Genomic DNA, 25,058 nt, shown 5'->3' on the forward strand with positions numbered 1-25,058 from the left:
GTCAGGCGGACTTTGCCGCCTCGTCGCCGAAATAGCGGCACAGTGTTTCAATCACGGCCATGCCGACCCCGCCTGTCGCGCGATAGTAGATCGTCTGGGCATCGCGGCGGGTTTCAACCAGCCCCTCCGCCCGCAGCTTGGCAAGGTGCTGGGACACGGCCGACAGGGATTGGCCGACCGCCTCGGCGAGCTGGTTGACCGGCATTTCACCGGCCGCCAGCGAGCAGAGAATCTTCAGGCGCGTCTCATTGGCCATGGCCCTCAGCGTCCCGCAGGCTTCCTCGATCTGCGACGACAGGACGTCGAAGGCGTCCGGCGACGCAGGATGATTGGCTGGCTGGCTCATACAGGCGAAGCTTCCGTGGCTGGATGCGAACCGGTGTCGGTTTCCGCTTCAGGTGCGGGCAACCAATCCGGCCCTCTGAGGGCGACATAGATCGCCGGTATAACAAGCACAGTCAGCGCGGTTGAAGAAGCAAGCCCGAACAGTAGCGAGATCGCGAGGCCCTGGAAGATCGGGTCGCTCAGGATCACCGCTGCACCGATCATCGCGGCCAGCGCCGTCAGCAGGATCGGCTTGAAGCGGATGGCCCCGGCATCAAGCAGGACGTCCTTCAACGGTGTGGTCTCATCCTGGCGGTGCTTGACGAAGTCGACCAACAGGATCGAGTTGCGCACGATGATCCCGGCCAGCGCAATGAAGCCGATCATGGAGGTTGCCGTGAAGGCGGCCCCGAAGATCCAGTGCCCGATCATGATACCGATCAGCGTCAGCGGAACCGGCGTCAGGATCAGGAGCGGTGTGCGGAAGGTCCCGAACTGGGCGACCACCAGGATGTAGATCCCGATCAGCGCCACACCGAAGGCGAGCCCCATATCCCGGAAGGTCACATAGGTGATCTCCCATTCGCCATCCCAGAGCACGGACGGCACTGTCTCGTCTTCCGGCTGGCCGTAAAGACGCACAGCGGGCTGTTCGAGACCGGCCCCGGCCCAGTCATAGGCCGCGATCCTGTCCTGTACTTCCATCATGCCGTAGATCGGCGCTTCGAACCGGCCTGCCAGTTCGCCCATGACCATATCGGCGAAATAGCCGTCGCGGCGGAACACATTGGTCGAGCCGGCATCCATGGATGTCGTGATCAGGGTGCCCATTTCCGCCGGCATGCTTCCGGCAGGCGCGAACCGCCGGGCGACCGGGATGGTCGCGGTGGTTTCAGACCAGACACGCTCGGACTTCGGCAAGCGGATCGTCACCGGCAGCGGATCACGTCCGCCGCCGCGCGGGGCGACACCGACGGTGCGTCCCGAATAGACCAGCCCGACCGTGTCGAGCACGTCCTGCTCAGCGACGCCCTGGTCGTTGGCCACGATCTTGTCGACCGACAGGACGAGGCGCGGCTGGTGGCCACCGAAGGAATTGTCGACATCGACGATGAACGGCGTTTCGCGGAAAAGCTGCTCCACGACATCAGCCGTGCGCCGGCGTGTCTCGGCATCCGGGCCGTAGATCTCGGCCAGCAGCGTCGACAGGACGGGCGGGCCCGGCGGGACTTCGACCACCTTTGCACTCGCCCCGTCCGGCAGCGGGATCGCCTTGATCCGCTCACGCAGGTCGAGCGCGATTTCATGGCTGGAGCGCTTGCGCTCGCCCTTCTCCAGGAGGTTCACCTGCAGGTCACCCAGTTCCGGCGACTTGCGCAGGAAATAGTGGCGCACCAGGCCGTTGAAATTGAACGGCGCGGCGGTGCCGGCATAGGCCTGGATCGACTCGACCTCTTCGACATCCTTCATGGCGTCGGCCAGCGCGAACAGGCTGCGTTCGGTGTCCTCCAGCGCGGCACCCTCTGGCAGGTCAAGGACCAGCTGGATCTCCGACTTGTTGTCGAAGGGCAGCAGCTTGACCGTCACCGCCGTCGTCGCGAACAGGCCGAGCGATGCAATCGTCGCCACACCGACAACTGCGAGGAAGATCCAGGCATTGCGACGGCTTTCGACGATCGGGCCGGCGACGGTCCGGTAGAAGCGGCCAAGCCGGGTTTCACCATGCTCGGCGTGTTCGGCAGCGGGCGCCTTGCCGGCGATCTTCATGATCAGCCAGGGCGCTATGCCGACCGCGACGAAGAAGGAAAACAGCATGGCTGCGGACGCATTGGCCGGGATCGGCGCCATGTACGGCCCCATCAGACCGGAGACGAACATCATCGGCAGCAGGGCCGCGATCACGGTCAGCGTCGCCACGATGGTCGGGTTGCCGACCTCGGAGACGGCATCGACCGCCGCCTTCACGCGCGAACGCCCGTCCCCCATCGCCCAGTGCCGGGCGATGTTCTCGATGATGACGATTGCATCGTCGACCAGGATGCCGATGGAGAAGATGAGCGCGAACAGGCTGACGCGGTTGATCGTGTAGCCCATCATCAGCGACGCAAACAGCGTCAGCAGGATTGTTGTCGGGATGACGATCAGCGTCACCAGCGCCTCGCGCCAGCCAATCGCAAAAGCGATGAGGACCACGATGGACACGGTCGCAAGGCCAAGGTGGAAGAGGAGTTCGTTGGCCTTGTGATTGGCCGTCTCGCCATAGTTCCGGGTGACCGCAATGTGCACGCCTTCCGGCAGCATCTCGCGTTCCAGAAGCTCAAGCCGTTCGAGGATCTGGTCGGCAACGACAACGGCATTGGCGCCCGGCCGTTTGGCCAGCGACAGCGTCACCGCCGGCAGCGCTTCGAAGCCGTTCGCGCCTTCGCGCCGTTCCAGCGTCCAGGCGCGCGCTTCGGTCTCGACGCCGGTAACGCGCACCGTTGCGACATCCGAGACATAGACCGTCCGCCCATCCGGGGCGCGCAGCTGCAGGCGCTGGATCGTGCCGATCCCGTCGACGCGGTCGCCGGCCTGCACAATGATCGAGTCGCCCTCGCCCCGGGCCATGCCGGCCGGACGCGCCTGAACGGCCTGGCCGACAGTTTCGACCAGCGACTGCAACGGAATGCCATAGGAGGAGAGCGCGGCAATATCCGGCTCGACCCTGAGCTCCATCGGCCGCCCGCCAATCACGCTGGTCAGGCCGACATCCTCGATCTTGACCAGTTCCTTGAGCAACTCGTCAGCCAGCATGCGCAGGCTGGTGTCGTTCCAGACATCGCCCGTCCACGGCTCCGGCGACAGGGTCAGCGTGACAATCGCCACATCATCGATCCCGCGCCCGACAACCTGTGGCATCGGGACTTCGGGCGGAATGCGGTCGATATTCGCGCGGATCTTCTCATGGATGCGGAGCACGGCGTCATCGGCGTCGGTGCCGACGACGAACCGGGCCGTGACCATGGTGCCGTCGTCGCGGCTCTGGCTGTAGACATGCTCGACATCCGGAATCGCCTTGACGATTTCCTCGAGCGGCTCGGTCACCTGTTCGACGACATCGGTGGCCTTCAGGCCCGGCGCCTGCACCATGATGTCGACCATGGGCACCGAGATCTGTGGCTCTTCCTCACGCGGAATGGTCAGCAGGGCAACGAGGCCGACGGCCAGCGCGGCAAGCAAAACGAGCGGCGTCAGCGGCGACCCGATTGTGGCGCGCGTGATCGACCCGGAAATGTCGGGTTTCATGAGTTTTCCGCCTCCGGCAGCATGATGACATCGCCGCGCTTCAGCCCGGACAGGACCTCGAACTCACCCGTTGTCACGAGCGGTTCGGCCAGCACGACCGGCGCTTCGACGAAACGGTCGCCGACGCTCACCTTCACGAAATCGATGCCATAGCGGGTGGTGACAAATTCCGCCGGGATGACGATCGCCGTGCGTTCGCCAACCGGAACAAGCACGTCGGCCCGCTCACCGACGAGTGCGTTCAGGCCGCCTTCGACAACAGCGTCCGCAATCACGGCCCCATCACGCAGCGCCGGATAGACTTTCACGATCTGCGCCGACTGGGCCGCGCCGCTGCGGGCCGGCAGGCGCAAGGGCAACTCCTTGCCCTCACCGATAAAGGCCAGGTGGCGCTCCGGCAGGGAGAGGCGCACAAGCCCTTCGAGCGTGACCAGCCGGGCGATCGTCTGTCCCGGCGAAACCACGCTGCCCTCTACGATGAGGACATCGGTCACCCGCCCATCGGCCGGGGCGCGAATGTCGCCTTCGGAGCGGCGCGCCGACACGCTGCGGCGTTCGTCTTCAGCCGCTTTCAGATTGGATTTCAGGACGTTGAGCGCTGTCTGCTCGCGCTCATAGCGCGCTTTCGGATAGAAACCGTCTGCCAGCAATTTCTCGGCCCGCGCGAGGTCTTCGGTCTGCTGCTGAATCTGGGCCGACAGGCCCTCAATACGCGAACTCAGTGCGGAGATCTGCGGGGCGATCGTTTCGTCGGTCACGACAGCGATGACATCGCCAGCCTTCACTTCCTGGCCTTCATCGATCCGCAGGCTGGTCACAACCCCCTGCAGGCGCGAGCGGGCTTCTGCCGAGTCGGTCGCCTCGATGCGGGCGACGACCGGCCGGTAATCGGTGATGACCGTATCGTCGATCGTGATCGTCTGGGCAGCGGCCGACAGGGCGGCAACACAGGCCGCGAGGCCGAGGGTAAGCGCGCGTATCATCATTTCAGTACTTCCCGCTATCGATGATCTGGCCCGTCGACGGGTCCAGCCGGATGCATGGCAGGCCAGCGGTTTTCCATGCGCCGATCCCACCTGCGAGGTGGGCGGCGTCCGCGTCCGTGGCTTTCAGGTATTGCTCAAGCGCCATGCGTGAGCGCTTGCCCGATCCGCACTGGAAAATGACCTGGCGGCTGCCATCGGTCGGGATGGCTTTTGGCTCGAAGGTCGAGAGCGGATGCAGCAGGGCGCCGTGAATGCGCTCATTCGCGAATTCTGAGGGCTCGCGCACATCGACAAGCAGGACTTTGCCGGCCTTCAGGTCTTCGAAAACACGTTCCGGTGCGAGGTCATATTTGTCGCTCATCTCATTCTCCGTTTCTTCGCCGACTTGCCTTGCAGGCGCATCAGGCGGTTCGTCTATCAAATCGTCTCAGGGCTGCATATAAGGTATATTGCGTAGTTGCTAAAGTTCTAAAATACACTATTTTTCGGCGTGGGAGGAGAGAACCATGTCTAAGATTGTCATTCTCGGTGCAGGCCTCGGCGGCATGATTGCCGCGTTCGAAACGCGCAAGACGCTGGGCAAGAAACACCAGGTCGCCATCATCAGTGAGACCGACTACTACCAGTTCCAGCCATCGAACCCCTGGGTGCTGGTTGGCTGGCGTGACCGCAAGGACATTACGCTCGATCTGGCGAAACCCATGAAGAAAAAGGGGATCGAGCTGATCGTTGGCCGGGCCGAAAAGGTCGATCCTGCCGGAAAATGCGTCCACATGCCGGACGGCTCAAAAGTCGATTACGACTACCTGATCATCGCAACCGGCCCCGAACTCGCCTTTGACGAAATCGAAGGCCTTGGGCCGCAGGGACACACGCAGTCCGTCTGCCATATCGACCACGCTGTCAAAGGCGCCAGCAATTTCGAGACCTTCTGCGACAATCCGGGCCCCGTCGTGATCGGCGCCACACAGGGCGCCTCCTGTTTCGGCCCCGCTTATGAAACGGCCATGATCATCGAGACCGAGCTGCGCAAGCGGAAGATCCGCGACCGCGTTCCGATGACCTTCATCACCCCAGAACCGTATATCGGCCATCTCGGCCTCGACGGCGTGGGCGACACCAAGAGCCTGCTCGAAAGCGAGATACGCGACCGCCACATCAAGTGGATCACGAATGCCCGCATCGTTCGCGCCGAGGCTGACAAGGTCATCGCCGAGGAGCTGAACGAGGACGGTTCGGTCAAGCAGACCCACGAAATCGCGTCGAACTACACGATGCTGATGCCGCCCTTCCGCGGCGTACCAGCTGTGCGCGATGTTGAGGGCCTGTCCAATCCGCGCGGCTTCATCATCACCGATGAGCACCAGCAGAACCCGACCTGGCCGGAGATTTTCGGGATCGGCGTCTGCATCGCCATCCCGCCTGTCGGCAAGACACCCGTGCCTGTCGGCGTGCCGAAAACCGGCTTCATGATCGAATCCATGGTCGAGGCGACAGCCCGCAACATCAAGCAGCTGATCGAGGGCGAAAAACCGACCCACCGCGCGACCTGGAATGCCGTCTGCCTGGCAGACTTCGGCGATGGCGGCGTCGCCTTCATTGCCCAGCCGCAGATCCCGCCGCGCAACGTCAACTGGTCGGCCTCGGGTGGCTGGGTCCACCTCGCGAAAGCCGGTTTCGAGAAATACTTCCTGCACAAGCTGCGCACCGGGCAGTCCGAGACCTTCTACGAGAACGTGGCCCTCAGCCTGCTCAAGACCCACAAGCTGAAAGGGGTTGAATCCGAATGACCTCAGACCGCCAGCATATTGTCTGTGCCTCCTGCGGCGCGGTGAACCGCGTGCCCGCCGGGGCGAACCTGTCAAAGGGAAAGTGCGGCACCTGCAGCACGGCCCTGGCGTCCAGCATGCCCGTCGATGTCGACGACAAGGTGCTGGCCCGCATGCTGGCCAAGGACGAGGGCGGGTTCATTCTCGACGTCTGGGCGCCGTGGTGCGGCCCGTGCCGGATGATGGCGCCGGCCTATGCCGACGCCGCGCAGCATTTCGGCGGAACGGTCCGTTTCCTGAAACTGAATTCGGACGCCAATCCGCAATCCTCGGCGCGGCTGAACATTCGCGGCATTCCGGCCCTTTTCGCCTTCGACAAGGGCAAGATCGCCGATCAGCGCGCGGGCGCCCTGCCGGCGAAGGATCTCGTCAACTGGGTGAAGAGCACCCGTATCGCACCCCAAACCTCTACAAGCTGAGCCTTGAAAGGACCCTGAAAATGAACCTCGATCGTGCTGTTCTCGCTTTTGCCGGCCTCGTCGTGCTGGCTGGTCTCGCCCTTGGCTACTGGGTGACGCCCTGGTTCTACCTGCTGAGTGCCTTTGCCGGCCTCAACATGCTGCAGGCCGCCTTCACCGGATTCTGCCCGGCAGCGATGATTTTCAAGCTGCTTGGCGTGCGGCCGGGAAACGCGTTCAAATGAGCTGGAGACCGACCGCCTTCCTGACGGCCGTTTCAGTCCTCGCCCTGCCCGCCGCGGCCGATCCTGTCAGCCTGCCGGACGCCGTACGCCAGGCGCTGACCGTCTCGCCCGGTATCGAGACCGCAGAAGCCGGCCTCGATGCGGCGCAGGCGGGCCTTGCGCAGGCAAAAGGCCAGCGCGGCGTCAGCGTCGGCGCTCAGGCACAGCTTGGCGCATCGGCGACCGATTTCACGACAGGCAGCGTCAACCAGTATCCCCGGCAGGTCGCCCTGCAGGCAGAACTGCCGCTCTATGCATCCGGCAGCCTCGCCTCGGCGGAGTCCGCCGCCCGGTTCGGGCTCGACTCCGCGCGCCAGATGAAGCTGGGCACCGAAGAGTCCATTACGCTGCAGACCGTTCAGGCCTATGCCAATCTGTGGCTCTCGGCGGAGGCCGTGGCGGTCCGCAAGGCGGAGGTGGAAACCCTGCGTCTTCGCGAGGAAGAAACCCGCGCCAATGCCGAAGAGGGCCTTGCCACCCGGACCGATACCGCGCTGGCCGCCTCACGCCTTGCCTCCGCGCGCGCCCGGCTCGCGGGCGAAGAGGCCCAGTACGAAGCCGCGAAGCTGCGCTTCGAGCGCTTGACGGGCCAGCCTGATGCAACGCCGCTCGACATCGAGGCTATCAGTCTCGACCTGCCGGAAACGCGGGCGAGCAGCCTTTCGATTGCCCAGCAGAACAATACCGGCCTCGCCGCCGCGCGCGCAGCACTCTCTGCCGCCCGCTCGCGCGAGTCGCAAGTGCGCGGCGAGTTCGGCCCGAAAGTTTCGCTGAGAGCGCGGGCGTCGGCCGGTGAGGATGTCTACTTCTTCTTCGAGGACCCGATCTCCGACATCGGCGCCTTTGTCACGGTCGAGGTCCCGCTCTTCACCAACGGGGTGAAGCCTGCCGCCATCGACCAGGCCAGTGCCGGGCGGCGCATCGCCGATGCCACGCTGCGGGACCGGCAGATGGAACTGAACGAAAGCGTTCAGGCCGTCTGGTTCAGGATCATCGCTGCCGAACAGTCGCTGGAGGCCGCAATCGCCGCTGAGGAGGCCGCAGCGATTGCTGCCGAAGGCGCCCGGCGCGAGCATGATCTCGGCCTGCGGACGCTGACCGACCTGCTCGATGCCGAGGATGAGTATAGCCGCGCCGCGATCGCGCACCGCGCGGCCGCCGCCGACCTGCTGGTCACCCGCGCCAACCTGCTGGCGCTCATGTCCGGGCTCAAGGACCAGCTCCTGCAAAACGGATGACGCGGCACAGGCCAAGGCCGTGCCGCGTCAAATTTCAATCCGCCTGAGGACCGCGAAGCCGTTTAGGCGTCGAGGCGCTCGATGATGATGGCCGGGGCCATGCCGCCCGCCGCACACATGGTGACCAGGCCGTACTTGCCACCGGAGCGCTCAAGCTCGTCGAGGGCGGTGCCAATCAGGATCGAGCCCGTCGCGCCGATCGGGTGGCCGAGTGCCATGGCGCCGCCATTGATGTTGACCTTGTCACGGTTGAGGCCGAGGTCGCGGATGAACTTCTCTGCGACGACGGAGAAGGCTTCGTTGATCTCGTAGACGTCGATATCGTCGGTCGTCATGCCGGCTTTCTCGAGCACCTTCTTCGCCGCCGGGACCGGGGCGTTGAGCATCAGCGTCGGGTCGTCGCCCATATTGGCGGTGGCCACGATCCGGGCGCGCGGCTTCAGGCCGTGCTTCTTCATGTAGCCTTCGGACGTCAGGAGAATGGCCGCAGCGCCATCGACGACACCGGAGGAGTTACCGGCATGGTGGACGTGCTGGATCTTGCCCTTCAGCTGCGGGTACTTCTTCTCGATCATGTTGCCATAGGTCGTGCCCTTGTCGTCGACCGGCACGTCCCAGAACATGTTGAAGACGGTCTTGAGGCCAGCCAGGCTTTCCATCGTGGTGCCCGGGCGCGGGAACTCGTCCTTGTCGAGGGCGAGCGATCCGTCGCGGTTGTAGACCGGGATGACGGACTTGTCGAAACGGCCTTCATCCATCGCCTTCTTCGCCCGCTCCTGCGAGACGACGGCCAGACGGTCGACCGCTTCCCGGTCGATGCCTTCCAGCGTTGCGATGGCGTCGGCACAGCAGCCCTGCTGCGACTGCGGGTGCATTTCGCGCAGGTGCAGGTTGCCGGCATCCATCATCGGCGGGTTTTTCGGGTCGGCGGTCGAAGAGGTGTAGCTCATCATCTCGCAGCCACCGGAGATGATGCAGTCTTCCATGCCGGACATGATCTGGGCAGCGCCGAGCGCAACCGAGGTGATGCCCGATCCGCAGAAGCGGTCCAGCGTCACACCGGAGGCCTTCACATCGAAACCGGCATCGAGTGCGGCCATGCGGCCCATGTCGGCACCCTGTGCGCCGCGCTGCGAGCTGGTGCCCCAGATCACATCGTCAATCGTGGCGGTGTCGACCTTGTTGCGGTCGCGGATCGCGCCCAGCACCGTCGCGCTGAGATGCTGCGGGTGAAGGTGGGCGAGCGAACCCTTGCCGACCTTGCCAATGCCACGCGGCGTGCGCACCGCGTCAATAATGTATGCCTCTGCCATGGAAACCTCCCGAAACAACTCGTCCTATTGGCTTGTATCTGTCCGGTAGGCCCCTTCCCTTCGGGAATAGCAATCTCTGCCCTTGCGTCAGGGCCCCGCGCGCCGTGCTCAGAAGCCGAGAACGTCCCGCATGGCGTACAATCCGGCTGGCTGGCGCACCGCCCAGCGCGCGGCAGCGAGCGCCCCGTTCGCAAAGACGGCCCGGTCGAGCGCGGTATGGGCAAGGCTGACCACTTCCATGTCCGAGCCGAAGGTGACCTCATGCTCGCCAATGACACCGCCGGAACGTCGCACGGCAAAGCCGATCGCGCCGGGTTCGCGCTTCGCATCCGGCCCGTCATAGGGCGGGCGCCGAAGGGTCCTGAGGTCCGCGCCGCGGCCGGCGGCGGCAGCATCGCCGAGCATCAGTGCCGTTCCCGACGGGGCATCCACCTTGCGGCGGTGATGCGTCTCGAGGATTTCGATGTCCCAGTCCTCGCCGAGGCTCTCCGCCGCGCGCCTGGTCAGCTCGCAGAGCAGGTTCACGCCGAGCGAGAAATTGCCGGCCTTCACGATCGGCATCTCTTCGCCCGTCTCAGCGATCTCGGCTTCCTGGCCGCCATCAAACCCGGTCGTGCCGATCACAGCGGCTTTCACGCCCTGGCCTTTCAGGACGGCCAGCGCGGCGAGCGTGGCCTTCGGCGCGGTAAAGTCGATCCAGACATCGGCGCCTTTCGAGGCTTCGGCGGGGTCTTCCACCGCCAGCACGCCCATTATTGACGTGTCGAGGATCGCGCCGATATCCTTGCCAAGGTTCGGCGAGCCCGGCGCTTCGCTCGCCCCGCTGATGCGATGACCTGCCGCCAGCGCCGTGCGCGCAATCTGCTGGCCCATTCGTCCGGCAACCCCGGCAATCGCGATGTTCAAAGACGTACTCATACGGCGTGTCTTAAACGGTTTTGAGAGAAGGCGCATAGGGGCAAGTGCGCCAAAATTTCGTTCAGGAGGCGAAGTGACTGCCCGGCCTCAGGCTTTCGTGTTAACGACTGGTTAGCCTTTGGAATCTCCGGGACGAGAGGAATACGTCATGCGCAAACTTATCCTGACAGGCGCCGGCCTGCTGGCCGCCGCGGCGCTGCCAGCCTTCGCGGATGGGTATCGCAATGCCCCGCCGCCCAATCCCGGTCCGGCGCCACTGTCCCCGCATGAAGCCCGGGTCCACCATCCCGACAAGGAGGTGCACGTCGTGCGCATCCGCCGCGAGGTGGAACCAGCCTATACTGTGTCGTCGAGCTGCGGCTGCTGCTGCGCACCGGCCTCATATTCGCGCAGCTACACAACCGAGCCTGTCGTCGTGCGCACCTATACGCGGACCTATACCCGCATGGCGCCGCCCAGCTGCGGCTACAGCCCGGCCTATCGTCATCACGATGGCGGCCACCAGCACGACCATCATGAACATCACCGGGAGATGCATGGCGACATGCACCATCAGGAGCGCCATGGTGACGGCTATTACCATGAGAGCCGCTATCATGACGGGCGGTATGCTCACCAGTCCTGGCAAGACCAGCGCGACCGCTATGCCGGTCCGCACGGCGATGCGCCGGCCTATGGCGAAAACCGGATCATCTGGACTGATGATGGTGAGCGCAAGGAAAGCACTTACACCGCCCGGCGCGATGGCTATTCCTACTACCAGGCCTGGAGCAACTAGGCCCCGGCCCTCCTTCGCTATTTTTTGTCATCCCGTTCCGATTGGACCGGCCAGCCCCTATCTCCTTTCGGCAAGCCGGAGGGAGGAAGAGGCATGTTCAATGGAAAAATGATGCATTTGAAAGCGGCGGACGGCTTCGAGTTTGCCGCCTATGACGTTCACCCCAGCGGCCCGCACAAGGGCGGGCTCGTCATGGTGCAGGAAATCTTCGGGGTGAATGACGACATGAAGCGAGCCGCAGACCGGTTTGCCCGCCATGGCTATCACGTTATCGCCCCGTCCATGTACGACCGGCTCGAGCCGGGTTTTTCAGTCGACGATCACTCACCCGAGAGCATTCAGAAAGCCGGCGGCCTTGCCCGGCAGAATGGCCTCGAAAATGCGATGATGGATATCAAGGCCTGCTTCGAGGCGCTCGAACCGGAAGGTTCGGTCTACGTGACGGGCTTCTGCTATGGCGGATCCATGTCCTGGCTGGCGGCCTGCAACATTCCGGGCTTCAAGGCGGCTTCAGCCTATTACGGGTCCCTGCTCGCCGGGACGAAGGACCAGACGCCGCATTGCCCCGTCATCGCCCATTTCGGCAAGCTCGACCCGCACATCCCGGTTGCCGACGGCGAAGCCTTTGCCGCCGCCAATCCTGACGTGCCAACCTATTTCTACGAGGCCGGACACGGCTTCGCGCGTGAAGGCTCGGATGACTATGACGCCGAAAGCGACAGGCTGGCCCTGGAGCGAACGCTCGCCCTGTTCGAGGCCAATCCCTGATATCTGCTAATCCGATCCAGCCGGCCGGACCGGTGCGGTGAAGCTGCAGATGTCGAGCACTTCCGGCGGCTTGCGGTAGAAGAACTCATTGTCGCGCACGCGCAGCGAGGTCTTGAAGGCCTCGAACGCATCGCTCCGAGTGTCCATCTTTTCCCACGCCGGGCGTTCGTCGTCCGGAAGGTCCGAGGCGACGCGGAACCGCTCGATCAGGTCGCCCCGCTCCGGCGGCTGGATGACACCGTTCTCGATGGCGCGCTCGCCGCGCTTCAGCGCCTGCACATGCTCCATCCCGTCGATGACGCGGCCGAAAATGGTGAGGTTACGGTCGAGATAGCGCTGGGCGTCGAGGACGATGTAGAACTCGGTCGAGCCCGAATCCGGATCGGTATCGCGCGCCATCGCCATCGCCCCCGGGCAATGCAGCAGCCACTCCTGGTCGAGATCGGCGTTCCGGCCGACCGGGAAGCCGTCGATATGGCCAGCCTCCGGCGCGAACAGGTCCTCATTGCCCAGCGGCACGAAACGCTCACCGCCATAAGGCCGGTCATTCTCGTTCTCGAGCGTAGCCCATTCCTCGATGGCCGCCTCGTCCTTGAGGCCGCCCTGGGCGACAAAACTCTCGATGACGCGGTAGAAGCGCTGCCCGTCCATCGTGCCCGCCGCCGACAGGGCCCGCATGCGCGCGGCGTGCTCCGGCGCAAAAGCCGGATTGAGCTCGACGGTGACGGGGCCTTTCTCGGTGTCGATCAGGAGCAGGTTCTCCGCCGGGATCGGCACCCATTCCGGCGATGCGGCATCCTGCGTGACGCCGTCGGGCGCCGCCCCGCAGGCTGCCATGAGAAGGGCCGCTGCCGCGGCCGCCTGATTGATCCGAATACCCATCACCGACATCCTTTCGCCTCTCGATGCGGCTGACCCTATCCGGCTTTGAAGCGCTCTGCTATGGGCCTTTCCCCATGTACCAGATCACCGCCAAGGGCCCGCGCGAGGCCATCGAACCTGCCTGGGACGCGCTTGCCTGGGCCGACCCGTCACCGGCCGGCGCCGTCGACGCCAAGGAAGACGGCCGCCACGCCTGGCGCCTCGATGCCTATGCCGAGACCGCTGATGATGCCGAAGCGTGCAAGGCGATGATCCTGGAGACCTCGCCGTCGCTAAACCCGGTGATCGAGGCACTGGAAGACCGTGACTGGGTGACCCTGTCGCTGGAAGGCCTGCCGCCGGTCGAGGCCGGGCGCTTCATCGTGGCAGGCAGCCATGCGCTGGCGAAGTCCGCACCCGGCAAGACGCCGATCCTGATCGAGGCCGGCCCCGCCTTCGGCACAGGCCATCACGGCACGACGCTCGGCTGCCTGCTCGGCTTCGAAGAGGTGCTGAAGCTCGCCCGCCCGCAAAAGGTGCTGGATGTCGGCACCGGCTCGGGCGTGCTCGCCATTGCTGCGATCAAGGCCGGGGCGAAGCGCGCCTGGGGCACGGAGATCGACGCCGACAGCGTGCGCGTCGCCAATGAGAACGCCGCCAAGAACCATGTCGCCAACGCCTTCCACACCTTCGAGACCGGTGGCGGCATGAACACGACGATCCGCGGCGACGGTCCGTACGACCTCGTCTTCGCGAACATCCTGTTCCGCCCGCTGGTCGGTCTCGCACCCACTATTGCCGGGCTCAGCGCCCCGGGCGGCCATGTCATCCTGTCCGGCCTGCTGAGCCATCAGGAGCCGCTGGTCCGCGAAGCCTATGCCAGCCGCGGCCTCGGCCTCATCCACCGCGTGCGCAAGGATGGCTGGTCGAGCCTCGTTTTCGAGCGGATGCGCTGACGGCCCGCCTTCCGCTGATGCCGCTTTCGCACTAGGTATGGCGGTATGAGACAGAATTTCGATGTGAAGGGCGGCCCGCAGCTTGGCCGCAACAACCTCCCCCGCCTTCGCGCCGCGATGAAGGCGCAGGGTCTCGACGGCTTCTACATCCCGCATGAAGACGAATACCAGAACGAGTACCTGCCCGCCTGCAATGACCGGCTGGCCTGGGCGACCGGCTTCACCGGCTCGGCCGGCGCAGCGATGGTCTTCCAGGACATGGCCGCGATCTTCGCCGATGGCCGCTACACCCTGCAGGTGCGCGACCAGACCGACCCCGACCTGATCGAGGTGCACGGCCTGCCCGAGCCCGGCCCGTTCGGCTGGCTGGAGAAGCAGTCGCTGAAAGGCAAGACGCTCGGCTACGATCCGCGCCTGATGACGCCGAACGATCTCGCCACGCTGGAGGGCGCGGCAAAGAAGGCCGGCGCGGCGCTCAAGGCTGTCGACGACAATCCCATCGACCAGGCCTGGGACGACCGCCCGCCCGAGCCGATGACGAAAACCGTGCCGCACAGTGTCGAGCATGCCGGTCAGGATGCCACCGACAAGCGCGCGAAGATCGCCGCAGCGCTCCGCGAGGATGGCGCCGACGCCGCTGTCATCACCTCGCCCGCCTCCATCGCCTGGGCGTTCAACATTCGCGGCGGCGACGTCGCCTGCTCGCCGCTGCCGCTATCGCGGGCCATCCTGAAGGCGGACGGCACGGCCGATCTCTTCATCGATCCGCGCAAGACCTCCGACGCCCTGCGCACGCATCTTGGCAACCAGGTCCGCCTGCGCCCGATGGAAGAGCTGGAGCCGGCGCTCGCAGAGCTTGGAAAACAATCGGTGAGCCTCGACCCGGCCCTCGCCTCGGCCTGGTTCTTCGGCAAGCTGGAAGCGGCCGGCGCGGAAATCATCCGCCAGCCGGACCCGGTCCTGCTGCCCAAGGCCTGCAAGAACGAGACGGAGATCAAGGGCACCGAAGCGGCCCATATCCGCGACGGCGCCGCCCTGACGCGCTTCCTGCACTGGCTCGACACCGAAGCCCAGTCCGGCGAGGTGACGGAGATCGATGCGGCGCTGAAGCTCGAAAGCTTCCGTGAGGATCTCGGCGGCCTCAACGACCTCTCCTTCGAGACGATTTCCGGCGCCGGCCCGCATGGCGCGCTGCCGCATTACCGCGTCTCCTCGGCCTCGAACCTGAAGCTGGACCGCGGCACGCTCTATCTCGTCGACAGTGGCGGGCAATATCTCGACGGCACGACCGACGTGACCCGCACGGTCCCCATCGGCGCGCCGTCGGCAGACATGAAGCGGCATTACACGCTTGTCCTGCAGGGTCATATCGCCCTTGCCACGGTGCGGTTTCCGGAAGGCACGACCGGCACCCATCTCGACAGCCTGGCGCGCTACCCGCTCTGGCAGGCCGGCCTCGATTATGACCATGGCACGGGCCATGGCGTCGGGGTCTATCTCGGCGTGCATGAGGGCCCGCAGCGCATTGCCAAGGCATGGAACAGCATCGCCCTGCGCCCCGGCATGATCGTGTCGAACGAGCCCGGCTTCTATCGCGAGGGCCAGTACGGCATTCGCATCGAGAACCTGCAATATGTTACGCCGCCCACGGACATTCCGGGCGGGGAGCGCAAGATGCTGGGCTTCAGGAACCTCACCTGGGCGCCGCTCGCACGCGGGCTGATCGATCTGGATATTCTGTCTACGGACGAACGGGCCTGGGTCGACGCCTATCATGCCGAAGTGCTTGAGAAGATCGGACCGCTTGTTGAAGGCGAGGTGGCCGACTGGCTTGTGGCCCAGTGCGCGCCGCTTTGATCGCGGCGTCGCGCTAGAGCCCGGCCAGCTCCAGCCAGTCATCCTCGCTCATCACCTGGATGCCGAGCTCTTCGGCCTTCTTGAGCTTCGAGCCTGCGCCCGGGCCGGCCACGACAATGTCGGTCTTCTTCGACACCGAGCCTGACACTTTCGCGCCGAGCGCGGTCGCACGGGATTTGGCCTCGTCACGGGTCATCTTCTCCAGCGTGCCGGTGAACACGATGGTCTTTCCGGCGACCGGGCTGTCGCTGGCCGCCGCTTCGGCATCCTGCACCTCAACCTCATCGAGCAGGGCCGCCAGCATCTCCTGATTGTGCGGCTCGCCCGCGAAATCCATGAGGCTGTTGACGGCCGTCTGGCCGACACCGTCGATAGACATGAGGTCGGCTTCGGCCGCCTCGTCGCCCTCCGAGGCCTTCTGCACCGTGTCCCAGAAGACATCCCATTTGAGATAGCTGCGCGCGAACAGGCCGGACGTCGTTTCCCCGACATGGCGGATGCCGAGCCCGTTGAGGAAGCGCTGGAAGGGCGGATTGCGGCGCGCATCGATGGCGGCGAAGAGATTATTGGCCGAGGTTTCGCCAAACCCTTCCCATTCGGCCAGCGGCGGCAGGCCGGCATCCGAAATCCGGTCGGCCAGACGGAAAATGTCCTGCGGGCCGCGCACAACGCCCTGGCTGTGGAACAGCTCGACCTGCTTGGCCCCGAGGCCATCAATGTCGAGCGCCTTGCGGGAGACGAAATGCTTCAGCCGTTCGACGGCCTGGGCCGGGCAGGTCAGGCCGCCCGTACAACGCCGGCGGACATCTTCCTCGCCCTTTTCATCGACCTCGCGAACCGCCGCCGATCCGCATTCCGGGCAGACATGCGGCATCTCGAAAGGCGGGGCGCGGTTTTCATCGGGATCGACGACGCCGAGCACTTGCGGGATGACATCACCGGCCCGCTGGATTTCGACCATGTCGCCGGGCCGGACATCAAGGCGCGCAATCTCATCCTCATTGTGCAGCGTGGCATTGGACACCACCACGCCGCCAACCGTGACCGGCTTGAGGCGGGCAACCGGCGTCAGCGTGCCGGTGCGCCCGACCTGGATTTCGATGGCTTCGAGCTTGGTGACCGCCCGCTCGGCCGGGAATTTGTGCGCAATCGCCCAGCGCGGGAAGCGGCTGACAAAGCCGAGACGTTCCTGCCAGTCGAGCCGGTCGACCTTGTAGACCACCCCGTCAATGTCATAGCCGAGCAGGGCGCGCCGTTCGGCCATGTCGCGATAGGCCTCCAGCAGCTCATCGACGCTGTCATGCGGCTTGAAGAGGTCATTGGTGACAAAGCCCCAGCGCCCAAGCTTCTCGACCGCTTCGGTCTGGGTATCGGCGAAGGGATCGGAAATCTCGCCCCAGGCATAGGCGAAGAATCGCAGCGGCCGCGAGCGCGTAATGGACACGTCGAGCTGGCGCAGGCTGCCGGCGGCCGCGTTGCGGGGATTGGCGAAGACCTTCTTTCCGGCCTCCTCCTGGGATGCGTTGAGGGCGTTGAAGGCCTCGCCGGTCATGTAAACCTCGCCCCGGATCTCGATGGTCGCGGGCCAGTCCTTGCCGGCAAGGGTCCGGGGAATGTCGCCAATCGTGCGGGCGTTTGCCGTGACATCCTCGCCGACCTGGCCATCGCCGCGGGTCGCCGCCCGGACAAATTCACCATCCCGGTAGGTCAGGCTGAGCGACAGGCCGTCTATCTTCGGCTCGGCCGTGATGGTCAGGCGTTCACCGTCATCAAGCCCGAGATAGCGGCGGATCCGCCCGGCGAACTCGACGACATCCTCGTCCGAGAACGCATTGTCGAGCGAGAGCATGGGCACGCCATGGGCGACCTTGCTGAATGCCTCCGACACCTCCACGCCGACCCGGTCGCTCGGGCTGTCCTTGCGCTTGAGATGCGGGAAGGCCGCCTCAATGGCGCTGTTGCGGGCCCGCATCGCATCATATTCGGCGTCCGTGAGGTGCGGGTCGTCCTGCTTGTAATAGGCCGCATCCGCCAGCCTGATTTCCATGGCCAGCCTTGCCAGTTCCTGCCGGGCCTCTTTTTCGCTGAGCGCCTCGACGGGAACGGGCTGGTTCATACATCTTCCAAGAGCCTCGTCGCTGCGGCCCTTGCCTCTTCTGTCACGGTTGCACCAGACAGCATGCGGGCGATTTCCTCATGCCGTTCATGCTGATCTAGCCCTTTCAGCAAGGTCTCGCCAAGCCCGTTCGCGGCCGCACCTGTCTTGGAGACGAGCCATTGGCCGGACGCGGCTGCGGCAACCTGTGGACTGTGCGTGATCGCGAAGACCTGGCGGTTGCCCGCAAGCCGGGCCAGCCGCTCGCCAATCGCCGCGGCCACCGCCCCGCCGACACCCTGGTCAGCTTCGTCGAACACCATGACCGGGACGTTCGTCGTCTCGGCGAGGGCGCATTGCAAGGCCAGCGAAAAGCGGGCGAGTTCGCCGCCGGACGCGATCTGCCGCAACGGGCCGAAGCCGGCGCCGGGGTTGGTCTCGACCTCGAACTCGACCTTTTCGCGCCCGTTGAGGCCCGAGGCATCGTCGCCGACCGGGTCGAACCGCACCTGGACGCGCGTGCGCTCCAGCTTCAGCGGCTTGAGCTCGTCCTCGATGGCCGATTCCAGCCGGCCCGCCGCTGTCCGGCGCGCCTCGCTGAGCCGGTCGGCGGCCGTGCGCCAGCGCGCTGCGGCCGCCTTCTCTTCCGAGCGGGCCTTGTCGATAGCGCCCTGCGGAGCGTCGCTGAGCGCGATCTTGGCCGCGACATCATCGAGCAGCGCCGGCAGGCCGTCCGGCTCGACACCGAACTTGCGGGCCGCGCCTTTCAGGGCATGCAGCCGCTGGTCGGCCTTCTCGAGCCGGTCCGGATCGTGCTCGGCCTCGACACTCAGCGCATCCAGCGCGGCGCGCGCTTCGCCGGCCTCGATGAGGGCGCGCTCAAGCGCGTCGGCAGCGCTGCGGGCGGCCCGCGCCAGTGCGCCATCGCTTTCGGCGAGGCCTTCAAAGGACAGGATCCGCTCACTCGCCCGGCTGGCGCGCGCAAGGGCCGCTTCGACATCGCTGCCATCGAACGCCTCGACCGCCTCGCCGGCCGCCGCGGCGATCTTTTCCGACTGCATCAGGATCGACCGCTCGGATACCAGCGCCTCGACCTCGCCGGCCTCGGGCGCGAGCGCCTCGAGCGTCTCCAGCGTCTCGGCCAGCCAGGCATGGCGGGCCTCGGCCTCTTTCAGGTCTGTCTCGATGCGTTCGCGCGCCGACCGCGCCGCCTGGTAGGCCTTCCAGCTTTCCCGGCAGGCCTGCAGCAGCGCTTCATTGCCGGCATAGGTGTCGAGCAGGTCGCCATGCCGGGCCGTTTTCATCAGGCCGGATGCCGAGTGCTGTCCGTGGATTTCGACCAGGCTTTCGCCAAGCTCGCCGAGCAGGCCGGCATTGACCGGCTGGTCATTGACGAAGGCCCGCGCCGGACCGTCCGCCGGGATGACCCGTTTCAAGGTCAGCGTCTCGAAGGGCGAGGCCTCGACACCGCGCTCGGACAGGAGGGCCCAGGCCTCATGGTCGGGCGGCAGGCAGAACTCGACGAGAATACTGGCCTGGTCGGCATCCTTGCGGACGAATTTCCGGTTTCCTGCCGCGCCGAGGGCGAGGCCCAGCGCGTCAAGAATGATGGACTTGCCCGCACCGGTCTCGCCAGTGAGGGCGGTGAAGCCGCCAGCGGCCTCGATATCGAGCCGCTCGATCAGCAGGAATGAACGAATGGAGAGCGCAATGATCATGCGCCCTCATAACATCAGAACAAAACCGGAACAAGTCTGTTCTTCGCGACCCTATTCGACCGAGGCGCTGACCCTGGGCGGCGCGACGTCCAGCAGGCCCTGCCGGTCGAGCAGCCTGTAGCCGTCCTCATACCATTCGCTGTCGGGATAATTGTATCCGAGCACCGATGCAGCGGCGACAGCCTGGTCCATCACGCCCAGCGAGATGTAGCACTCGATCAGCCGGTAAAGCGCTTCGGGCGCGTGGCTGGTGGTCTCATACTCGTCGACCACGGTCTTGAACCGGTTCACCGCCGCCAGGTGCTGGTTGCGGCGCAGGTACCAGCGGCCGATTTCCATGTCCTTGCCGGCCAGCTGGTCGCGGACCATGTCGATCTTGACCTGCGCGTCGCGGGCATAGTCACTGCCCGGATAGCGGCGGACCACGTCGGTCAGCGCATCGCGGGCCAGTTCGGTTGTCTTCTGGTCGCGGCCGACGTCGACAATCTGCTGGAAGTAGCTCAGCGCGATCAGGTAGTGCGCATAGGGCGCGCCCTGCCCGGCCGGGTTGAGCGCCAGATAGCGCTGCGCCGTGGAGACGGCATCGTCATAGCGCCGCGAGCGGTAGGAGGCATAGGCCGACATCAGCGTCGAGCGGCGGGCCCATTCCGAATAGGGGTGCTGGCGCTCGACCTCGTTGAACAGCTCGATCGCGCTGACATAGTCGCGCGCATCCATTTCATCGGCAGCCGCATTGTAGAGCGCCTCCACCGGCCGCTCGACATAGGCAAGGTCGCGTGCACGCCGATTTGAGCTGCACGAGGTGACCAGGAGCGCGCCACATACGAGGAAAAGACAGGTTCGAGAGGAAAGCACCATCAATCTACTTCTTCCGGCTGCTGGAGATTGCGCCTGCACTTTGACTTTCAGGGCCGCGATGTAAAGGGCACGATACAGGAACTTCCTGCTACCTTGCTTGTTTTTAAGCAGCGATTATCTAGTTTAATTGACACACAACACGCCGATTCCGGGATCTACAGGCGCCCGGCCAGAAAGGCGAGGCGAGCAATGGATGACGAGGAATCGGGCGGGTTTACCGCATCGGAAATTGACACGATTGTCGGCGAGCGCATCCGGCGCCGCCGCATTCTGACTGGCCAGACACAGGACCAGCTCGGCGATGCGCTGGGCGTTTCCTACCAGCAGATCCAGAAATACGAGACAGGCGCCAATCGCGTCAGCGCCGGCCGCCTCTACCTGCTGGCGGAAAAGCTGGAAGTCGCTCCAGCCTGGTTTTTTGACGGCCTGGGCGAGACTGGCAAGGACGATGTCGAGGACGAAATGGTCTCCTCCTCGCGGCTGGCCATCGAATGTGTACGTAACCTCGCCCGGATCAAGGACGAGAAAGTGCGTGCCGCCATCGCGACAATGATCCGCACGCTGGCCGATTCGGATGGCGAAGGGGCCGGAGAGGCCATGCTGGCAACCCAGCTGACAAATGGCCATGCGGCGCAGGCAGGTCGCGAGAAGAGCTGACCGATTTCAGGATTTGAAGGCGTTGCGCCGATGCGAAGCCTACACGGCGCCGTGCGCGCTACTGGCGGGCTGCGAGGCTGACCGGCTCCATGTCCGCAGCGACTTCATCGGTTTCCCAGCACCAGGCCGACGGCGTATCCAGCAAGGCGCGGACAAGCTTGTTGTTCAGCGCATGCCCCGGCTGGCGGGCTTCGTAAATACCGGCAATAGGGGCGCCAGCGAGCATAAGGTCGCCAACGGCATCGAGGATCTTGTGGCGCACAAACTCGTCGCTGGCGCGAAGGCCTTCCGGATTGACGACCGTGTCGCCGTCGAGAACCACCGCATTGTCGAGCGAGCCGCCGCGGGCCAGCCCCTTGGACTTCAGGAACTCCACCTCATGGGCAAAGCCGAAGGTCCGCGCGAAAGCGATATCGCGGGCGAACATGCCCGGTAGCAGCCGCAGTGACATCTGCTGCGTACCGATGGCCCGGCTCTCGAATTCGATCTTGGCGTGGATGGCGAGATAGTTGTCCGCCGAGGGCTTCAGGCGGGCGGTTTTCACCCCGTCTCCCACTTCCACCTCTTCAAGGATGCGGATCCGGCGGCGCAGCGCGCCCTGCTGGCGCAGGCCTGCCGAGAGCAGCAGCTCACAATAGACAGCCGAGGAGCCATCCATGATCGGCACTTCAGGGCCGTCGATCTCGATCAGGAGATTGTCGACACCGATACCGGCGCAGGCGGCGAGCAGATGCTCGACCGTGGCGACCGTCACGCCGTCTGCATTCTGCAGCGTTGTTCCGAGCTGGACCTCGCTGACATGGTCGCCGCGCGCCATCAGCAGATTGTCCCGGTCCTTGATGTCCGTACGGCGGAAGCGAATGCCCGTCCCGACAGGTGCCGGTTTCATCACCATGCGCGCGCGGGCGCCCGAATGCACGCCGACACCGGCGCAAACCACGGGACAACTGACGGTCTGCTGCACCTGAACGCTACTCATGAGGGACGCCCTTATTTCCTGACACTGCTAAGAAAAGGAGTCTCGCCCCTGGTTCAAAACAAGGAATGTTTCGCAATATGACAAACAGGGCCCCGGCATACGCCAAAGCCCTGTTTTCAAATGGATAATCCTGTTACAAAACCGACTGCTGTCAGTGGTTTGCTGACCGCCTCAGGAAGGCCGGGATTTCGAGGTCCGCATCGTCGAACGGTGCGGCATCGGGATGGTCTTCCGGCGAGGAGACGATTTTCTCGTCGAAATCGACATCCTCCTGGTCATTGTCACCCTGGGCGGTGCCTTTGCGCCAGCCGAAGAGGTTGGCAAAGCCTGCGCCGCCATCATCCTCGCCCCGCTTGGACTTCTGCGCGGGTTGCGGCTGGGGTTGCGGGCGGTTGAAGACCTGATCGGCGGAAACCTGGTCGCCCCCTTCTGTGCCTTCCATGTGGGCGGCCGGCAGCGGACGGCCACGGAAGTCCGGGCGCGGATCGGTTTCGAACATGTCTTCCTGCTGCTGGTCGTGAACGACGACCTTGGGGCGTTCTTCAGCGGCGGGCGCCGGTTCATCGCGCTTTTCGGCAACGGCCTCGACCGTCTGCGCCGGCGTTTCCACGATGCCCATGCCGATGGCACTGTCGATACCGGCCGCGACAACCGAGACGCGCAGGCGCCCTTCAAGCTCGGGATCGAAGGTGGAGCCGAGAATGATATTGGCGTCCGGGTCGACTTCACGGCGGATTTCATTGGCCGCTTCGTCCAGCTCGAACAGGGTCATGTCGTAGCCGCCGGTGATATTGATCAGCACGCCCTTGGCGCCCGTCATCGACACATCGTCGAGCAGCGGGTTGTCGATCGCGGCGCGGGCAGCTTCAAGCGCGCGGCCTTCGCCCTCGCCCTCGCCCATGCCCATCATGGCAGAGCCCATGCCCTTCATGATCGTGCGGACGTCTGCAAAGTCGAGATTGATCAGGCCCGGCATCACCATCAGGTCGGTAATGCCGCGCACGCCGGAATAAAGCACGTCATCGGCCATGCGGAAGGCTTCGGCGAAGGTCGTGCGCTCATTGGCGACGCGGAAAAGGTTCTGGTTCGGGACGACAATCATCGTATCGACCGACGCCTTCATGCGCTCAAGGCCGCCTTCGGCAATCTTCATGCGGCGCGCGCCTTCGAAGCTGAACGGCTTGGTGACGACACCGACAGTCAGGATGCCCTTGTCGTGGGCCGCCTTTGCAATGATCGGCGCAGCACCCGTCCCCGTTCCGCCGCCAAGGCCAGCAGCGATGAAGACCATGTGGGCGCCTTCAAGGTATTCATTGATGTCTTCGATGGATTCTTCGGCCGCCGCAGCGCCGACCTCAGGCCGCGCACCCGCGCCGAGACCGGATGTGGTCTCAAGGCCAAGCTGGATGCGGCTTTCGGTCTTCGAACGTTCAAGGGCCTGCGCGTCAGTATTGGCGACGACAAACTCCACGCCCTGCAGGTTGGCGTCGATCATGTTGTCGACGGCGTTTCCGCCGGCTCCACCAACACCGAATACGACGATCCTGGGCTTGAGTTCCTGAGTCATTCTATGCGCCTTTGCCAATCTACCGAAGGGGGTGTCCGAGGAACACTCTGGCCGCCCTGAACTAAAAGACGGTTAAGTGGACGCTTCGCGGCTCAAAAATTTTCACTGAGCCAGCGAAACACCTTGTTCAGAAGTCCGTTCCCGCCTGGTCCTCCTGCGGCTTCAGACGTGCTGCCAGCCCGTGCCACGTCTACAAATCCCCTGAATTCGTACGATAGCAGACCTGCAGCTGTGGAAAAGACCGGATTGGCATGAGATTCACCCAAAATGTCGGCCTCGATCGGTTTTCCGAGGCGTACTGGCTGCTGCAGGACGCGTGAGGCGATGTCGCGCACACCGGGGAGCTGGCTTGCGCCGCCTGTCAGTACGGTCCGTCTCGGCATGATTTTCTTCAGTTCGCTGCCGGCCAGCATCTTCGCGGCATATTCGAAGGTTTCCTCGATGCGCGGGGCGATGATGGCGGCGAGCTCGCCGCGCGCCATGCGGCTGGCATTGAGGCGGCCATCGTCGCCGAGGCGGGGAACCTCGATCCGTTCGGCAAGGCCCGGGCTGGCCGTATCGGCTGTACCGTGGACCGTCTTCATCCGCTCGGCTGCCGCAAAGGTCGTGCCGATGCCCTGCGCCAGGTCGCCCGTGACGTTCGAGCCGCCCGCCGGGACAAGGCCCAGCCAGGCCGGCGATCCGTTGATGAAGGCGCAGGCCGCCGTCACGCCGGAGCCCATGTCGATGCATAGCGCGCCATTCTCGATCTCGTCATCGATCAGCGTGCCCGCGCCGCTTGCCACGGCCGACGGAATGATCCGGTCGACCTGCAGGTGAGCGCGGCCAACGCATTCGACGAGATTGCGCACCAGCGACCTCGGCGCGGTGATGACCGACAGGAGTACGGACAGTTTGTCGCCGATCATGCCGGCGGCGTCCTTGATCCCTTCCTGGTCGTCGAGCTTGTAGAGGACCGGATGCGCGCTGAGGATCTCGCGCTGCTTGGGATTGACCTTGCCGAGCGCCATGGCGTGCAGCTTCTTCATGTCCTTGCGGGTCACCTCGCGCCCGCCAAGGTCCATCGCCGCGGCCACGAATTCGCACGTCACCTTCGGACCGGTAATGCCGAGCACGACCTGTTCGATCCGCTCGCCGGCCTCACGCTCGGCATCCTCAACCGCCAGGCGGATCGAGCGTTCGAGCGCTTCCATGTCCTTGATCGAGCCACCGGTGAAGCCGCGGCTCTGCTGGCGCCCGCCCCCGAGGAAGGAAAAACCCGCCCGCGAGGACGGATCGAACCGGCCGATCAGGCAGGTGATCTTGGAGGACCCGATGTCGAGCGACGCTATGGCCTGCCCGATACGGGCGGCTTTTGCCGGTTTCAGTTTCGCGTCAGCTCTGGCCATG

Annotated in this window: 22 protein-coding genes; 9 read left to right on the forward strand and 13 right to left on the reverse strand. The window is 64.7% G+C overall.

What is annotated here, in order from left to right; all coding sequences use genetic code 11:
• Position 1 precedes the first annotated feature (1 nt).
• The 4 genes from D1227_RS12305 to D1227_RS12320 are packed head-to-tail and all read right to left on the reverse strand — an operon-like array spanning position 2 to position 4,956.
• On the reverse strand, positions 2–346 hold the full coding sequence (locus D1227_RS12305) for an ArsR/SmtB family transcription factor (protein WP_119374751.1): 345 nt from the start codon (positions 344–346) through the stop codon (positions 2–4).
• Entirely contained in the window at positions 343–3,609 is a 3,267-nt protein-coding gene (locus D1227_RS12310) for an efflux RND transporter permease subunit (RefSeq protein WP_119404891.1), read from the reverse strand. The genes D1227_RS12305 and D1227_RS12310 overlap by 4 nt, the downstream gene beginning before the upstream one ends.
• The gene (locus tag D1227_RS12315; protein ID WP_119404892.1) at positions 3,606–4,595 is read right to left on the reverse strand and encodes an efflux RND transporter periplasmic adaptor subunit; all 990 of its coding nucleotides are present in this window, start codon (positions 4,593–4,595) and stop codon (positions 3,606–3,608) included. Before D1227_RS12315 ends, D1227_RS12310 begins: the two co-directional genes overlap by 4 nt.
• A 1-nt stretch (position 4,596) precedes the next feature.
• Positions 4,597–4,956 (reverse strand): rhodanese-like domain-containing protein, encoded by a 360-nt coding sequence (locus D1227_RS12320; RefSeq protein ID WP_119404934.1) that lies wholly within the window; start codon positions 4,954–4,956, stop codon positions 4,597–4,599.
• A 145-nt stretch (positions 4,957–5,101) separates the two neighbouring features.
• Between D1227_RS12320 and D1227_RS12325 the strand changes: the two genes are divergently transcribed.
• From D1227_RS12325 to D1227_RS12340, 4 genes are read left to right on the forward strand one after another with little or no spacing between them, the layout of a single operon-like run.
• Entirely contained in the window at positions 5,102–6,385 is a 1,284-nt protein-coding gene (locus D1227_RS12325; RefSeq protein ID WP_119404893.1) for an NAD(P)/FAD-dependent oxidoreductase, read from the forward strand.
• A complete protein-coding gene (locus D1227_RS12330; protein ID WP_119404894.1) occupies positions 6,382–6,843 on the forward strand; it encodes a thioredoxin domain-containing protein in 462 nt (153 codons plus the stop codon). The genes D1227_RS12325 and D1227_RS12330 overlap by 4 nt, the downstream gene beginning before the upstream one ends.
• Before the next feature lie 20 nt (positions 6,844–6,863).
• Positions 6,864–7,067 carry a YgaP family membrane protein gene (locus D1227_RS12335; protein ID WP_119374746.1) on the forward strand — a complete coding sequence of 68 codons (204 nt, stop codon included), beginning with the start codon at positions 6,864–6,866 and terminating at the stop codon, positions 7,065–7,067.
• Positions 7,064–8,344: a TolC family protein gene (locus D1227_RS12340; protein WP_119404895.1), complete on the forward strand. Its 1,281-nt coding sequence runs from the start codon at positions 7,064–7,066 to the stop codon at positions 8,342–8,344. Before D1227_RS12335 ends, D1227_RS12340 begins: the two co-directional genes overlap by 4 nt.
• Positions 8,345–8,406: 62 nt before the next feature.
• Here the strand turns inward: D1227_RS12340 and D1227_RS12345 are convergent, their stop codons facing one another.
• Together D1227_RS12345 and dapB are read right to left on the reverse strand one after the other, a co-directional pair.
• Positions 8,407–9,657 carry an acetyl-CoA C-acetyltransferase gene (locus D1227_RS12345; RefSeq protein ID WP_119404896.1) on the reverse strand — a complete coding sequence of 417 codons (1,251 nt, stop codon included), beginning with the start codon at positions 9,655–9,657 and terminating at the stop codon, positions 8,407–8,409.
• Positions 9,658–9,765: 108 nt separating this feature from the next.
• Entirely contained in the window at positions 9,766–10,575 is an 810-nt protein-coding gene (gene dapB / locus D1227_RS12350) for a 4-hydroxy-tetrahydrodipicolinate reductase (protein ID WP_119404897.1), read from the reverse strand.
• Positions 10,576–10,723: 148 nt separating this feature from the next.
• Here dapB and D1227_RS12355 point away from each other — a divergent pair, with 148 nt between their 5' ends.
• Complete coding sequence (locus D1227_RS12355) at positions 10,724–11,353, forward strand: hypothetical protein (RefSeq protein ID WP_119374742.1); 630 nt, start codon at positions 10,724–10,726, stop codon at positions 11,351–11,353.
• A 93-nt stretch (positions 11,354–11,446) separates the two neighbouring features.
• Complete coding sequence (locus D1227_RS12360; RefSeq protein WP_119404898.1) at positions 11,447–12,121, forward strand: dienelactone hydrolase family protein; 675 nt, start codon at positions 11,447–11,449, stop codon at positions 12,119–12,121.
• A gap of 6 nt (positions 12,122–12,127) precedes the next feature.
• Here the strand turns inward: D1227_RS12360 and D1227_RS12365 are convergent, their stop codons facing one another.
• Positions 12,128–13,003: a peptidylprolyl isomerase gene (locus D1227_RS12365; protein ID WP_233350158.1), complete on the reverse strand. Its 876-nt coding sequence runs from the start codon at positions 13,001–13,003 to the stop codon at positions 12,128–12,130.
• A gap of 74 nt (positions 13,004–13,077) precedes the next feature.
• Here D1227_RS12365 and D1227_RS12370 point away from each other — a divergent pair, with 74 nt between their 5' ends.
• Both D1227_RS12370 and D1227_RS12375 read left to right on the forward strand, forming a co-directional pair.
• The gene (locus tag D1227_RS12370) at positions 13,078–13,938 is read left to right on the forward strand and encodes a 50S ribosomal protein L11 methyltransferase (protein WP_119404936.1); all 861 of its coding nucleotides are present in this window, start codon (positions 13,078–13,080) and stop codon (positions 13,936–13,938) included.
• A 45-nt stretch (positions 13,939–13,983) separates the two neighbouring features.
• Positions 13,984–15,795 (forward strand): aminopeptidase P family protein, encoded by a 1,812-nt coding sequence (locus D1227_RS12375; RefSeq protein WP_119404899.1) that lies wholly within the window; start codon positions 13,984–13,986, stop codon positions 15,793–15,795.
• A 13-nt stretch (positions 15,796–15,808) separates the two neighbouring features.
• On the opposite strand, the gene ligA is transcribed toward D1227_RS12375, so the two are convergent.
• Genes ligA through D1227_RS12390 form a run of 3 tightly spaced genes read right to left on the reverse strand, consistent with a single transcriptional unit; the run spans position 15,809 to position 20,466 of the window.
• Positions 15,809–17,911 (reverse strand): NAD-dependent DNA ligase LigA, encoded by a 2,103-nt coding sequence (ligA, locus tag D1227_RS12380; protein WP_119404900.1) that lies wholly within the window; start codon positions 17,909–17,911, stop codon positions 15,809–15,811.
• Entirely contained in the window at positions 17,908–19,608 is a 1,701-nt protein-coding gene (locus D1227_RS12385) for a DNA repair protein RecN (protein ID WP_119404901.1), read from the reverse strand. The genes ligA and D1227_RS12385 overlap by 4 nt, the downstream gene beginning before the upstream one ends.
• Positions 19,609–19,659: 51 nt before the next feature.
• Positions 19,660–20,466, reverse strand: coding sequence for an outer membrane protein assembly factor BamD (locus D1227_RS12390; protein ID WP_119374737.1), 807 nt, complete (start codon positions 20,464–20,466; stop codon positions 19,660–19,662).
• 189 nt (positions 20,467–20,655) lie between these two features.
• Here D1227_RS12390 and D1227_RS12395 point away from each other — a divergent pair, with 189 nt between their 5' ends.
• Positions 20,656–21,123 (forward strand): helix-turn-helix domain-containing protein, encoded by a 468-nt coding sequence (locus D1227_RS12395; RefSeq protein ID WP_119404902.1) that lies wholly within the window; start codon positions 20,656–20,658, stop codon positions 21,121–21,123.
• Between the two features lie 58 nt (positions 21,124–21,181).
• Here D1227_RS12395 and lpxC read toward each other — a convergent pair whose 3' ends face one another.
• From lpxC to ftsA, 3 genes are all read right to left on the reverse strand, one after another.
• Positions 21,182–22,102 carry a UDP-3-O-acyl-N-acetylglucosamine deacetylase gene (lpxC, locus tag D1227_RS12400; RefSeq protein WP_119404903.1) on the reverse strand — a complete coding sequence of 307 codons (921 nt, stop codon included), beginning with the start codon at positions 22,100–22,102 and terminating at the stop codon, positions 21,182–21,184.
• 151 nt (positions 22,103–22,253) lie between these two features.
• Positions 22,254–23,669, reverse strand: a complete 1,416-nt coding sequence (gene ftsZ, locus D1227_RS12405) for a cell division protein FtsZ (protein ID WP_119374734.1) — start codon at positions 23,667–23,669, stop codon at positions 22,254–22,256.
• A gap of 92 nt (positions 23,670–23,761) precedes the next feature.
• The gene (gene ftsA, locus D1227_RS12410) at positions 23,762–25,057 is read right to left on the reverse strand and encodes a cell division protein FtsA (protein WP_119375247.1); all 1,296 of its coding nucleotides are present in this window, start codon (positions 25,055–25,057) and stop codon (positions 23,762–23,764) included.
• Position 25,058: the final 1 nt, after the last annotated feature.

Origin of the sequence: Henriciella mobilis, from assembly GCF_003576315.1 — a bacterium.
GTDB classification, from domain to species: domain Bacteria; phylum Pseudomonadota; class Alphaproteobacteria; order Caulobacterales; family Hyphomonadaceae; genus Henriciella; species Henriciella mobilis.